Source organism: Hydrogenophaga sp. SL48 (assembly GCF_021729865.1).
Classification (GTDB): Bacteria; Pseudomonadota; Gammaproteobacteria; order Burkholderiales; family Burkholderiaceae_C; genus Hydrogenophaga.
The window spans coordinates 1,122,376-1,134,271 of the sequence record NZ_CP063400.1; the positions used below are offsets into that span (position 1 = coordinate 1,122,376).

The window sequence follows — 11,896 nt, forward strand, 5'->3', positions numbered from 1 at the left end:
GCTGCAGGGGTGGGCTTCGGGGTGGGCTTCATCTGTACACGCGCAAATGCGCGGCGGGCAGGTGCAGGTGGACCGTCTGGCCAGCGGCCATCTGGCCCAGGTGCTGCAGCGGCACCTTCACGCTGAGTTCGGGCTGGTCGGGCACCACGCAGCGCAGGCGCAGGTGGTCACCGAAATAGATCACGTCGTTCACCTTGGCGGGCAGGCAGTTCTCGCTGCCGCCCTCGGCGCCGACCAGGGCGATGCGCTCGGGGCGCACGCTGCACTGCACGGCGTCGCCCACCTGGGCGTGGTTGACGTTGACCCCCTGCAGGTGCACGCCGTCGGCCAGCTGCACCTCGCAGGTGTCGCCGTGGTTCTGGATCACGCGGGCATCGAGCACCGAGTTGTCGCCCACGAAGCTGGCGACGAACCGGTTGGCCGGGGTTTCGTACAGGCGATCCACGGTGTCGATCTGCTGGATCACGCCTTCGCTGAACACGGCCACGCGATCGGACATGGTGAGCGCTTCCGACTGGTCGTGCGTCACGTAAACAAAGGTCACACCCAGGCGGCGGTGCAGGGCCTTGAGCTCGATCTGCATGTGCTCGCGCAGCTGTTTGTCGAGGGCGCCCAGCGGTTCGTCCATCAGCACCAGCTGCGGGTCGAACACCAGCGCGCGGGCGAGGGCCACGCGCTGCTGCTGGCCGCCCGAGAGTTGCGACGGATAGCGCTGGCCCATGTGGCCCATCTGCACCATGTCGAGCGCGCGCTTGACCTTGGTGTCGACGTCGTTCTTGTCGAGCTTGCGCACGGTCAGCGGGTAGGCGATGTTGTCGGCCACCGTCATGTGCGGGAACAGCGCGTAGTTCTGGAACACCATGCCGAAGTTGCGCTTGTGCGGTGGCGTGCGCGTGATGGGCACACCGTCCAGACTGATCTCGCCCGAGGTCGGCGACTCGAAGCCGGCCAGCATCATCAGCGTGGTCGTTTTGCCCGAACCCGAGGGGCCGAGCAGCGAGAGGAACTCGCCCTTCTGGATCTCCAGGTTGAGGTCGCGCACCACCAGGGTGTGGCCGTCGTAGGTTTTCTGCACACCGGTGAAGGTGACGAGTGCGGTGCTCTGTGTCATGAACGCGATCGGGTCGTGGGTCGTGGGCTGAAAAAAGGTTCAGGGCGTTGCATGCAACCATCGTGCCTGGTGGGCGCCGAGTGCCGGTGGCGGCAGTTCGGCCACGGGGCGTTGCCCGTCCATCACCATCGGGTTCGCGATCATGGGCGGTCCGGCGTCCACTCCGGGTTGTAGCCGCAAACCGCGCGCAGCGACATGGGGATGTTCCATGACTTGAGCAATGTCAAGGATCGGGGAGCAGGGAACGCCCGCCACATCCAGCCGCTGCACCCAATCGGCGGTGTCGCGCTGCAGGGTCCATCCGCTGAGCAGCGGCACCAGCGTGGCGCGGTGTTCCACGCGCGCCGGGTTGGTGGCGAAGCGCGCATCGCGCGAAACCTCCGGGTGGTCGCAGGCCTCGCAGAAGCGCGCGAACTGGCCGTCGTTGCCCACGGCCAGCACCATGTGACCGTCGCGCGTGGGGAACACCTGGTAGGGCACGATGTTGGGGTGGGCGTTGCCCATGCGGGTGGGGGTCTTGTGGCCGATCAGCTGGTTGCTGGCCTGATTCGCGAGCATGGCCACCTGCACGTCGAACAGGGCGGCGTCGATGTGGCGACCGTGGCCGGTGCGCGCGCGCTCGTGCAGGGCGGCCAGGATGGCGGTGGTGGCGTAGACACCCGTCATCAGGTCCGTCACGGCCACGCCCACCTTCTGCGGCTCTTCCCCTTTATTGCCGGTGATGCTCATGAGCCCCGCTTCGGCCTGGATCGCGAAGTCGTAACCGGCCTTGTGCGACAGCGGGCCGGTCTGGCCGTAGCCGGTGATCGAGCAGTAGATCAGGCGCGGGTTGATGGCCTGCAGGCTGGTGGCGTCGAGGCCGTATTTGGCGAGCTGGCCGACCTTGTAGTTCTCGATCAGCACGTCCGCGTCGCGCGCCAGTTCACGCACCTGCTGGATGCCTTCGGCACTGGCGATGTCGATCGCGACCGAGCGCTTGCCGCGGTTGGCGCAGACGAAATACGCGGCCACGCGGTCGGCGCCTTCGCCCCACCAGGGCGGACCCCAGCTGCGCGTGTCGTCACCGGCGCCCGGGCGCTCCACCTTCAGGACTTCGGCGCCGTAGTCGGCCAGCAACTGGCCCGCCCAGGGGCCGGCCAGCACGCGGGACAGGTCGAGCACGCGCACGCCCGCGAGCGGGCGGGGAGGCTGGGGGCTCATCCTGCCAGAGCGGCTTCGAGGGACGCGCCGATGATCGCCAGGCCTTCGTCCAGCACGGCGTCGCTGGCGGTCAGCGGCACCAGGATGCGCACCACGTTGCCGTAGGTGCCGCAGGTCAGGATGATCAGGCCGCGTTTCGTGGCTTCGGCGGCGAGGGCCTTGGTCAGGTCGGCGTCGGGCTGGTGCACGTCACCGTTCTTGCACAGTTCCATGGCCACCATGGCGCCCAGGCCGCGCACGTCGGCGATGCACTTGTGCTTCTTCGCCAGCGTCTGCAGGCTGGCGGTGATGCGCGCGCCCACGTCGCGGCTGCGCTGCAGCAGGTCGTGTTTTTCAAACTCGTCGAGCACGGCCAGGGCCGCGGCACAGGCCATCGGGCTGCCGGCGTAGGTGCCGCCCAGGCCACCGGCAGCGGGCGCGTCCATCACCTCGGCGCGACCGACCACGGCCGAGATCGGGAAACCACCGGCCATGGACTTGGCCAGGGTGATCAGGTCGGGCGCGATGCCGCTCTGCTCGCAGGCGAACCAGGTGCCGGTGCGGCCAGCGCCGGTCTGCACCTCGTCACAGATCATCAGGATGCCGTGCTGGTCGCACAGCGCGCGCAGGCGCTGCATCAGCTCGGGCGGCGCCACGTTGAAGCCGCCTTCGCCCTGCACCGGCTCGATGATGATGGCCGCCACGCGGCTGGCTTCGATGTCGTTCTTGAAGATGGACTCGACCGAGTCGATCGCGCCCTGAACGCTCACGCCGTGCAACGCGTTGGGGAAGCGGGCGTGGAAGATTTCGCCCGGGAACGGACCGAAGCCGGTCTTGTAGGGCGCGACCTTGCCGGTCATGCCCAGGGTCAGCAGGGTGCGGCCGTGGTAGCCGCCGGTGAAGGCGATCACGCCCGAGCGGCCGGTGTGGGCGCGCGCGATCTTGATCGCGTTTTCCACCGCTTCGGCGCCGGTGGTCAGGAACAGGGTTTTCTTGGCGAAGTCGCCGGGGGCCTTGGCGTTCAGGCGCTCGGCCAGTTCCACGTAGGGCTCGTAGGCCAGCACCTGGAAGCAGGTGTGGGTGTACTGGTCGAGCTGGGCCTTCACGGCCTCGATCACGGCCGGGTTGCGGTGGCCGGTGTTGAGCACGGCGATGCCGCCGGCGAAGTCGATGTAGCGGCGGCCTTCCACGTCCCAGATTTCGGCGTTTTCGCCCTTGGCGATGAAGATCTGGTGGCTGTGACCGACGCCGCGGGGGATGGCGGCCTGGCGGCGGGCCATGAGCATGGCGTTGGTGGCTTGGGATTCGCGTTGCATACAGGGGGCTCCGGTGAAGAAGGAAGTTCAGGCTGGGGCGGACTGTAGGGCTCGCGGGCGACCGCTAACATATACAGACAGTGCCTGCACAGCGATGCACTGTGCAGCCCTGCGGACCAGTACACATTTACCCTGATAGCGCCCCATGTTCACCCTGAACCCCAAAAGCACCAGCCCGCTCGTGGTGCAGATCGTCGAGGGGTTTCGCGACCTGATCCAGAGCGGCAACCTGCGCCCGGGCTCCAAGGCCCCCTCCATCCGCCAGTTCGCCCACGCCCACGGCGTGAGCGTCTACACCGTGGTCGATGCCTACGACCGGCTGGTGGCGCTGGGTTATTTCGTCTCGCGCCCGCACTCGGGCTTTTTCGTGCGCAAGCGCGAGGGCGTGGCGCCGCAGGCCCCGGGCACCGTGCCGGCCGAGACGGCCAACTACAACTTCGACTCCATGTGGTACCTGCGCCGGGTGTTCGAAGCCCGTGCGCTGCGCATGAAACCCGGCTGCGGCTGGCTGCCGGGCGACTGGCTGTTTGAGGAAGGCCTGCGCCGCAGCCTGCGCACGCTGGCGGCCGAAAACGTGGATCTGGGCGGCTACGGCGAACCCAAGGGGTTTGCGCCGCTGCGCCAGCTGGTGCGCGACCTGCTGGCCGAGCAGGAGATCGCCGTCAGCGCCGACCAGGTGCTGCTCACCCAGGGCTCCAGCCAGGCCATGGACCTGGTGGCGCGCCGCCTGGTGCGCCCGGGCGACGCCGTGCTGGTGGACGACCCCGGTTACCCCAACCTGCTGTTTTCGCTGCGTTTCCTGGGCGCCCGGCTGATCGGCGTGCCACGCACCCCGGCCGGCTACGACCTCGCTGCGCTCGAAGCCCTGGTGCTGGAGCACAAGCCCAAGGTGTTCTTCACCCAGCCGCGCCTGCAAAGCCCCACCGGCTCGGTGGCCAACCTCGCGCACCTGCACCGTGTGGTGCAGCTGGCCGAGCAGCACCATTTCACCGTGGTCGAAAACGACATCTACGCCGACCTCGACCCCGAGCCGCGCCCCTCGCTCGCCAGCCTGGACCAGCTGCAGCGCGTGGTCTACATCAGCAGCTTCTCCAAGACCATCTCGCCCAACATCCGCGTCGGCTTCCTGGCCGCGCCGCCCGATCTGCTGGAGGACTTTGCCCAGCTCAAGATGATCTCGGGCCTGACGTCGTCGGAGTTCAACGAGCGCCTGGCCTACGGCGCGCTGGTCGACGGGCGCTGGCGCAAGCACCTGCGCGGCCTGCGCGAGCGGCTGGCACAAGCGCATCAGCGCGTGGCCCAGCAGCTGGAGAACCTGGGTTTCGAGCTGTTCTGCGAGCCCAAGGCCGGCATGTTCCTCTGGGCCCGCCACCCGGACATCGCCAACGCGACCGAGCTGGCCTACAAGGCGGCGGAGCAGGACATCCTGCTCGGCCCCGGCCACCTGTTCGCACCCGACCTGCAGCCCAGCCCCTGGTTCCGCTTCAACGTGGCCTTCACCGAAGAGCCGCAGGTGCTGGCGTTTTTGAAGGCGCAGGGGGTGCTTCCTAATGCTTCACCATGATGTGTCGCGCACAGCTGTAGTCTTCCAGCGCGTAGACCGACATGTCCTTGCCGTAGCCTGAATGCTTCATGCCGCCGTGCGGCATTTCCGACACCAGCATGAAGTGGGTGTTGACCCAGGTGCAGCCGTACTGCAGGCGGGATGCGATGTTCATGGCGGTGCCCACGTTGCTCGACCAGACCGAGCTGGACAGGCCGTACTCGGAGTCGTTCGCCCAGGCGACGGCCTGTTCCGCATCCTTCACGCGGGTGATGGACACCACCGGCCCGAACACCTCGCTGCGCACGATTTCGTCTTCCTGCAGCGCGCCGGCGATGACGGTGGGTTTGTAGAAGAAGCCCTTGTTGCCCACGGTGCTGCCGCCGGCCGTGACCTCGGTGTGGGCCAGCTGGGCCGCGCGGTCCACGAAGCTGGCCACGCGGTCGCGCTGGCGGGCCGAGATCAGCGGGCCCATCTCGACGCCGGGTTCCTGCTGGCTGCCCACCTTGATGGACGAGACGGCGCTGCTCAGGTCGGCCACCAGTCTTTCGTAGATGCCTTCCGTGGCGTAGACGCGGCAGGCCGCGGTGCAGTCCTGGCCCGCGTTGTAGTAGCCGAAGGTGCGCAGGCCTTCGACCACGCTACCGAGATCGGCGTCGTCGAGCACGATCACCGGCGCCTTGCCGCCCAGCTCCAGGTGGGTGCGTTTGATACCGCGTGCGGCGGCCTCCATGATCTTGCTGCCGGTCGAGACGTCGCCGGTCAGCGAAGCCACGCGGATGCGCGGGTCGCGGATCAATGGCGCGCCCACCGAGTCGCCGCGGCCGCACACGATGTTGACCACGCCCGGGGGCAGGATGCCGGCCAGCAGTTCGCCGAAGCGCAGCGTGGTCAGCGGTGTGTTTTCCGAAGGCTTGAGCACCACGGTGTTGCCCATGGCGATGGCCGGGCCGAGCTTCCAGGCGGCCATCATGAGCGGGTAGTTCCAGGGCGCGATCGAGGCGACCACGCCCAGTGCGTCGCGCCGGATCATGCTGGTGTGGCCAGCGAGGTATTCACCCGCCAGCGGGCCCGACAGGTTGCGGATGGCGCCGCCAAAGAAACGGTAGACGTCGGCGATGGCGGGAATCTCGTCGTTGCGCGCGGCCGCCAGGGGCTTGCCGCAGTTCAGCGATTCGAGCATGGCGAGCTCGTCGCCATGGGCTTCGATGGCATCGGCGATCTTGAACAGGTAGCCGCTGCGGTCGCGCGGCGTGAGCGCGGCCCAGGCGGGGAAGGCGGCGCTGGCCGCGTCCACCGCCAGGCGCAGCTGGTCGGCGCTGGCCTCGCGCACGTCGCACAGCAGTTCGCCCGTGCTGGGGTTGAGGATGGGCTCGGCGCGCCCTTCGCCGGCGACGCTGTGGCCATTGATCAGGAGCTGGGTGGTGAAGCGGGTGGCGGCCATGTCGGGTTCCAGAGGTGGGGTTGAAACAGAGCGGACGGTATGGGTGTGTTCAGCGGGCGTTCGGGCTGGCGTCGCCGTCGCGCGTGAGGCGCCAGGCCAGCAGGATCAGCGGCATGGTGATGACCATGATGGCCAGCGCCACCACGTTGGTGATGGCCGCCTCACGGGGGCGCCCCAGCTGGCCCATGAGCCAGATGGGCAGTGTCTTGTCGGTGCCGGCGGTGAAGGTCGTCACGATGAGCTCGTCCACTGACAAAGCGAAGGCCAGGATGCCGCCGGCCAGCAGGGCGGTGCCCAGCTGCGGCAGGATGATGTGGCGCAACGTGGTCAGGGTGTCGGCGCCCAGGTCCATCGATGCCTCCCACAAGCGGTCGGGCAGGCGCCGCAGGCGGGCCACGACGTTGTTGTGCACGATGACCACGCAGAAGGTGGCGTGGCCGACCACGATGGTCCAGAAGCCGGGGTTGACTTCCATGAGCCGGAAGGCCGAGAGCAGGGCGATGCCGGTGACGATGCCTGGCAGGGCGATCGGCAGGATCAGCATGGTGGTGAACGCGTCCTTGCCAAAGAATCGGTCGCGGTTCAGGGCCGCGGCGGTGAGCGTGCCCAGCACCATCGCGATGACCGTGGCCATGGCCGCCACCGCCAGCGAGAGGTAGATGGCCTCGTGGATGTCGGTGCGTTCGAGGGCGCGGGCGAACCAGCGCAGGGTCAGCCCCTCCATGGGGAAGCTGTAGTTGCTGTCGGCGCTGTTGAAGGCGTACAGCGCGATGAACAGCAAGGGCAGGTGCAGGAAGGCCAGGCCCGCGTAGGCGGCGACGCGCAACAGGGTGGGCTTAGAGCGCATTGAAGGCCCCCAGTCGGCGCGCCATGGCGAGGTAGAGGGTGATCAGCACGATGGGCACGCAGGTGAAGGCCGCGGCCATGGGGATGTTGCCGATGGTGCCCTGCATGGTGTAGACCATGTTGCCGATGTACAGGCCCGAGGGGCCGACCAGCTGGGGAATGATGTAGTCGCCCAGCGTGAGCGAGAAGGTGAAGATGGAGCCCGCCACCACACCCGGGAAGGCCAGCGGCCACAGCACGGTGCGGAAGGTCTGGAACGGGCGGGCACCGAGGTCGCCCGAGGCCAGCAGCAGGTTGGCCGGCACGCGTTCGATGGCGGCCTGGATGGGCAGCACCATGAAGGGCAGCCAGATGTAGGTGAACACCAGGAAACGGCCGAGGTTGGAGGTGGCCAGCGTGTCGCCGCCGATCACCGGAATCGCCAGCACCGCCTGCAGGACGCCTTGCAGGCCCAGTGCATTGATCACCCAGTAGATGACGCCGCCCTGCGCCAGCAGCACGGTCCAGGCGTAGGCCTTGACGATGTAGCTGGCCCACATGGGCAGCATCACGCCGACATAGAAAAAGCCCTTTTCGGCCGGGCTGGCGTGGTGGGCCATGTACCAGGCCATGGGAAAGCCGATGAGCGCGGTGGCCAGCGTCACGGCGACGGCCATGGCCAGCGTGCGCAGCACGATGTCCAGGTTGGCAGGGACCAGCAGGTTGGCAAAGTTGTCGGTGGTGAATTCGGCCACCACCGACATGCTCATGTCGTCGAACACGAAGACGCTCTGGCTCAGCAGCGTCAGCAGCGAGCCCAGGTACACCACGCCGAACCACAGCAGCGGCGGCGTGAGCATCAGCAGCAGCGTGAGCGTGCGCCGCTGGTAGAAGAGGTTGGAGAGGGCGCGCATGGGGGCCTCAGGCGTCCAGCATCACCATGTGCTGCTCTGCCCAGCTGAGTGCGACCCGCTGGCCCGCCTGCGTGTGCGCGGCCAGCGCCGAGGCGGCTTCGCCCTCCGCGTGCAGGGCGGTGATCACCTGCCCGCCCACCTGCACCTCCAGCCGTTGGCTGGCGCCGAGAAACTGGATGGCCAGTACCTCGCCCTCGACCTGCAGTCGGCCCGCAGCAGCGGCGGTGCCCGCCGGGTGCATGGCGATGTGTTCCTGACGCACGGCAAACGCCTGCGGCCGGCCGGTGAGCGTTTGCGCGAGCGCGGTGTCGATCACGTTGGCGCTGCCGACGAAGTCCGCCACGAAACGCGTGCGCGGCCGGTGGTAGAGCTCGCGCGGGCTGGCGATCTGTTCGATCCGGCCCTGGTTGAACACGGCGACGCGGTCCGACATGGAGAGCGCTTCGCCCTGGTCGTGCGTCACGTAGACGAAGGTGATGCCCAGCTTGCGGTGCAGCACCTTGAGCTCGACCTGCATCTGCTCGCGCAGCTTCATGTCGAGCGCTCCCAGGGGCTCGTCCAGCAACAGGATGCGCGGCCGGTTGACCAGGGCCCGCGCGAGTGCCACGCGCTGGCGCTGGCCGCCCGAGAGCTGGGCCGGTGTGCGTTCGGCGTGGTCGGGCAGGGCCACCATGGCCAGCGCCTCGCGGGCCTGGGCATGGCGCTCGGCCTTGGGCACCTTGCGCACCATGAGACCGTAGGCCACGTTGTCCAGCACGTTCATGTGCGGGAACAGCGCGTAGTCCTGGAACACGGTGTTCACGTCGCGCTCGTAGGGCGGTGTGCCCGAGGCTTCCCGGCCCATCAGCGTCAGGCTGCCGCGGCTTGGTTGTTCAAAGCCGGCCATCAGCCGCAGCGAGGTGGTCTTGCCGGAGCCCGACGGCCCCAGCATGGAAAAGAACTCACCTTCCTGCACGGTGAAGCTGACACCGTCCAGCGCCTTCACGTGGCCGTAGTGCCTGGAAACGTCTTTGAACTCGATGGCGTCGGTCATGCAGAAATCTTCAATCAGGGATGCGGTTCGGTTGACCGTGTTGTCGCAGCGAAACTCAGTGAGGGCGCGAGGTCTTCCTCAGCCCAGGGCACCGCCGGGCCGGCTTCGCCGGGCCTCTGGTGCCGTCCCCCTCCCGCCGAAGGCGAGAGAGGGGGGTGACGCGAAGCGGCGCGGGGGGTGTTCCTTCTACCGCCCGCCCATGATCGCGATGTAGTCCATCGCCCACTTGGCATACGGCACGCAGGTGCCCTGGGTGGCGCACTTGGCCTGGGGGGTCTTCCAGAACTTGATCTTGGCCAGATCGTCGAAGCCGTTGACCTTGCAGAAGTCGCTGCCGTTGGGGGCTTTGGCCTTGCAGGCGGCAGGTGTCACCGGCACAGTGCCGAACCACTCGGCCAGCGGGGCCTGCAGCTGGTCGCTGAGCTGGTGCTCCATCCACTGGTAGGCGCAGTTCACGTTCTTGGCGTTCACGTGCAGCATGGTGGTGTCGGCCCAGCCGGTGGCGCCTTCCTTGGGCACCACGGAGGCAATCGGCTTCTTCTCGCCCTTGAGCGAATTCACCATGAAGCCCCAGGAGCCCGAGGCCGCGACGCCTTCGCTCTTGAAGTCGTTCATCTGCACCGTGGCGTCGTGCCAGTAGCGGTGGGTCAGCTTCTTCTGTCCGCGCAGCAGCTCCAGCACGGCGGCGTACTGTTTTTCATTGAGTTCGTAGGGGTCCTTGATGCCCAGTTCGGGCTTCTTGGACATCAGGTACAGCGCGGCATCGGCTATGTAGATGGCGCCGTCGTAGGCCTGCACGCGGCCCTTGTTGGACTTGCCGTCAGGCAGGTTCTGTTCTTCGAACACCACCGACCAGGAGTCGGGCGCTTTCTTGAAGACGTCGGTGTTGTACATCAGCACGTTGGGGCCCGACTGGTAAGGCACGCCGTAGTGCTTGCCGTCCACGGTGTGCCAGGCGGCCTTCTGCAGGCGGGGGTCGATGTTCTTGTAGCTGGGCACCAGGCCCACATTCACTTCCTGCACCAGCTTGGAGGCGATCAGGCGTCCGCTGGCGTCGCCCGAGGCGGTCACGATGTCGTGGCCACCGGCTTTCATCAGGGCCACCATTTCGTCGGAGGTGGCGGCGGTCTTGACGTTGACCTTGCAGCCCGAGGCCTTTTCAAAGCTGGTGGTCCAGTCGTAGGCCTTGACGGTTTCACCGCGCTCGATGTAGCCGGCCCAGGCAATGATGTTGAGCTGTCCCTCACCCTTGCCAACGGCCTTGGGCGGGGCTGCGAGGCTGGAGGCGGCGGAGGCAACCGCCAGCAAACCAAACAGAAGTGTGCGGGTCTGGGACATAAGGAACTCCTGACAGGGGTGGTTGGGGCGCGCTGATGCGAGCCTGGGTCATCTTAGGTATTGCCCCTGTGCGGAACCATCCCGGGCAGACAATAGAATCCATCGGTAAAACCGAAACCTCGCACCAGGAAGCGTTTTTTTAAGGGCTTACCCTGTGCCTCAAAGCGGTGCCATTGCGGGTTTACCCTTTAATTGGTCCAAAAGAGTGCCTGAAACGGCGAAATGACCCGATGAGCACCTCGTTCAAGAGCATTCGGTATTTCATAGCGGTGGCTGAATCCGGCTCGATCTCGGCCGCCATCCACGAGCTCGGGGTCTCGCAATCGGTGGTGTCGCAGGCCATCGCGCAGATGGAGGCCGATCTCGGCACCTTGCTGTTCGAGCGCCGGGCCCGGGGCATGTCGCTCACCCACGCGGGGCACCAGTTTTTGCGCCACGCGCACCAGATCGACGTGGCCATGCGCAACGCGCGCGACGCACTGGCCTCGCGGCCACACACCGTCACCGGCAGCCTCAATGTGGGCGTGACCAGCCTGATGGTGGGTTACTACCTGCCGTTCCTGCTCGACCGGTTTCGTCGCGTGTTCCCGCGCATCCAGGTGCAGATCACCGAAGACCGGCGCGACTACCTGGAGCACCTGCTGATCAGCGGCGAGCTCGACGTGGCGCTGATCGTGGTGTCGCAGTTGCAGAACCGCCAGGCGCTGGAGACCGAAACCATCCTGCGTTCGGGCTGGCGGGTGTGGCTCCCGGTCAACCACCGCCTGGCCGGCGAGGAAAAAATCGAGGCCACCGAGCTGGCCCGGCAGTCGCTCGTTTTGCTGCAGGTGGATGAACTGGGCGACGCCACCACCGCCTTGTGGAACGCCGGCGGTGCGGACCCCACGGTGCTGATCCGCACCTCGTCGGTGGAAGCCGTGCGCAGCCTGGTGGCCACCGGTGCGGGCTGCTCGGTGTTGCCCGACATGTTGTACCGGCCCTGGTCGCTGGAAGGCGACCGCATCGAGGCGCGGCCGCTGGCCCAGGGCCTGCCGCACCTGGAGGTGGGGCTGGCCTGGCGCAAAGGCGCCGTGCTGCCGGAGTCGCTGAGCAACTTCCTCACGGCCGTTCGCCCCACGCTCGAAGGGCATGCGCCGGGCGGTGTTGGCCACGTCCGGTAGCTGCCTGCCCGCAGGCGCGCTCAGCGCCCCGGG

General features: G+C 67.3%; 10 protein-coding genes. 2 read left to right on the plus strand and 8 right to left on the minus strand.

Going from position 1 to position 11,896, the window contains the following annotated elements; all coding sequences use genetic code 11:
• Positions 1-28: 28 nt before the first annotated feature.
• From IM738_RS05415 to gabT, 3 genes are read right to left on the minus strand one after another with little or no spacing between them, the layout of a single operon-like run.
• Positions 29-1,111 (minus strand): ABC transporter ATP-binding protein, encoded by a 1,083-nt coding sequence (locus IM738_RS05415; protein ID WP_236964871.1) that lies wholly within the window; start codon positions 1,109-1,111, stop codon positions 29-31.
• Positions 1,112-1,150: 39 nt separating this feature from the next.
• Positions 1,151-2,311, minus strand: coding sequence for a CaiB/BaiF CoA transferase family protein (locus IM738_RS05420; protein WP_236964872.1), 1,161 nt, complete (start codon positions 2,309-2,311; stop codon positions 1,151-1,153).
• Positions 2,308-3,606 (minus strand): 4-aminobutyrate--2-oxoglutarate transaminase, encoded by a 1,299-nt coding sequence (gene gabT, locus IM738_RS05425; RefSeq protein ID WP_236964873.1) that lies wholly within the window; start codon positions 3,604-3,606, stop codon positions 2,308-2,310. Before gabT ends, IM738_RS05420 begins: the two co-directional genes overlap by 4 nt.
• Before the next feature lie 145 nt (positions 3,607-3,751).
• Between gabT and IM738_RS05430 the strand changes: the two genes are divergently transcribed.
• Complete coding sequence (locus IM738_RS05430) at positions 3,752-5,170, plus strand: aminotransferase-like domain-containing protein (RefSeq protein WP_236964874.1); 1,419 nt, start codon at positions 3,752-3,754, stop codon at positions 5,168-5,170.
• On the opposite strand, the gene IM738_RS05435 is transcribed toward IM738_RS05430, so the two are convergent.
• The 5 genes from IM738_RS05435 to IM738_RS05455 form a co-directional block, all read right to left on the minus strand.
• Positions 5,154-6,593 (minus strand): gamma-aminobutyraldehyde dehydrogenase, encoded by a 1,440-nt coding sequence (locus tag IM738_RS05435; RefSeq protein ID WP_236964875.1) that lies wholly within the window; start codon positions 6,591-6,593, stop codon positions 5,154-5,156. The two genes, IM738_RS05430 and IM738_RS05435, sit on opposite strands and share 17 nt — an antisense overlap.
• Positions 6,594-6,642: 49 nt before the next feature.
• The gene (locus IM738_RS05440) at positions 6,643-7,440 is read right to left on the minus strand and encodes an ABC transporter permease (RefSeq protein WP_236964876.1); all 798 of its coding nucleotides are present in this window, start codon (positions 7,438-7,440) and stop codon (positions 6,643-6,645) included.
• Positions 7,430-8,332, minus strand: coding sequence for an ABC transporter permease (locus tag IM738_RS05445; RefSeq protein ID WP_236964877.1), 903 nt, complete (start codon positions 8,330-8,332; stop codon positions 7,430-7,432). The genes IM738_RS05440 and IM738_RS05445 overlap by 11 nt, the downstream gene beginning before the upstream one ends.
• 7 nt (positions 8,333-8,339) lie before the next feature.
• Positions 8,340-9,365, minus strand: a complete 1,026-nt coding sequence (locus tag IM738_RS05450; RefSeq protein WP_236964878.1) for an ABC transporter ATP-binding protein — start codon at positions 9,363-9,365, stop codon at positions 8,340-8,342.
• 186 nt (positions 9,366-9,551) lie between these two features.
• On the minus strand, positions 9,552-10,703 hold the full coding sequence (locus IM738_RS05455; RefSeq protein ID WP_236964879.1) for an ABC transporter substrate-binding protein: 1,152 nt from the start codon (positions 10,701-10,703) through the stop codon (positions 9,552-9,554).
• A 230-nt stretch (positions 10,704-10,933) separates the two neighbouring features.
• On the opposite strand from IM738_RS05455, the gene IM738_RS05460 reads away from it, so the two are divergent.
• Positions 10,934-11,863: a LysR family transcriptional regulator gene (locus IM738_RS05460; protein WP_210829953.1), complete on the plus strand. Its 930-nt coding sequence runs from the start codon at positions 10,934-10,936 to the stop codon at positions 11,861-11,863.
• Positions 11,864-11,896 lie beyond the last annotated feature (33 nt).

Excerpts from the sequence above, each read along its gene's own strand:
- IM738_RS05415 (WP_236964871.1), bottom strand. The coding sequence starts at position 1,111 with ATGACACAGAGCACCGCACTCGTCACCTTCACCGGTGTGCAGAAAACC.
- IM738_RS05420 (WP_236964872.1), bottom strand. The coding sequence starts at position 2,311 with ATGAGCCCCCAGCCTCCCCGCCCGCTCGCGGGCGTGCGCGTGCTCGAC.
- gabT (WP_236964873.1), bottom strand. The coding sequence starts at position 3,606 with ATGCAACGCGAATCCCAAGCCACCAACGCCATGCTCATGGCCCGCCGC.
- IM738_RS05430 (WP_236964874.1), top strand. The coding sequence starts at position 3,752 with ATGTTCACCCTGAACCCCAAAAGCACCAGCCCGCTCGTGGTGCAGATC.
- IM738_RS05435 (WP_236964875.1), bottom strand. The coding sequence starts at position 6,593 with ATGGCCGCCACCCGCTTCACCACCCAGCTCCTGATCAATGGCCACAGC.
- IM738_RS05440 (WP_236964876.1), bottom strand. The coding sequence starts at position 7,440 with ATGCGCTCTAAGCCCACCCTGTTGCGCGTCGCCGCCTACGCGGGCCTG.
- IM738_RS05445 (WP_236964877.1), bottom strand. The coding sequence starts at position 8,332 with ATGCGCGCCCTCTCCAACCTCTTCTACCAGCGGCGCACGCTCACGCTG.
- IM738_RS05450 (WP_236964878.1), bottom strand. The coding sequence starts at position 9,365 with ATGACCGACGCCATCGAGTTCAAAGACGTTTCCAGGCACTACGGCCAC.
- IM738_RS05455 (WP_236964879.1), bottom strand. The coding sequence starts at position 10,703 with ATGTCCCAGACCCGCACACTTCTGTTTGGTTTGCTGGCGGTTGCCTCC.
- IM738_RS05460 (WP_210829953.1), top strand. The coding sequence starts at position 10,934 with ATGAGCACCTCGTTCAAGAGCATTCGGTATTTCATAGCGGTGGCTGAA.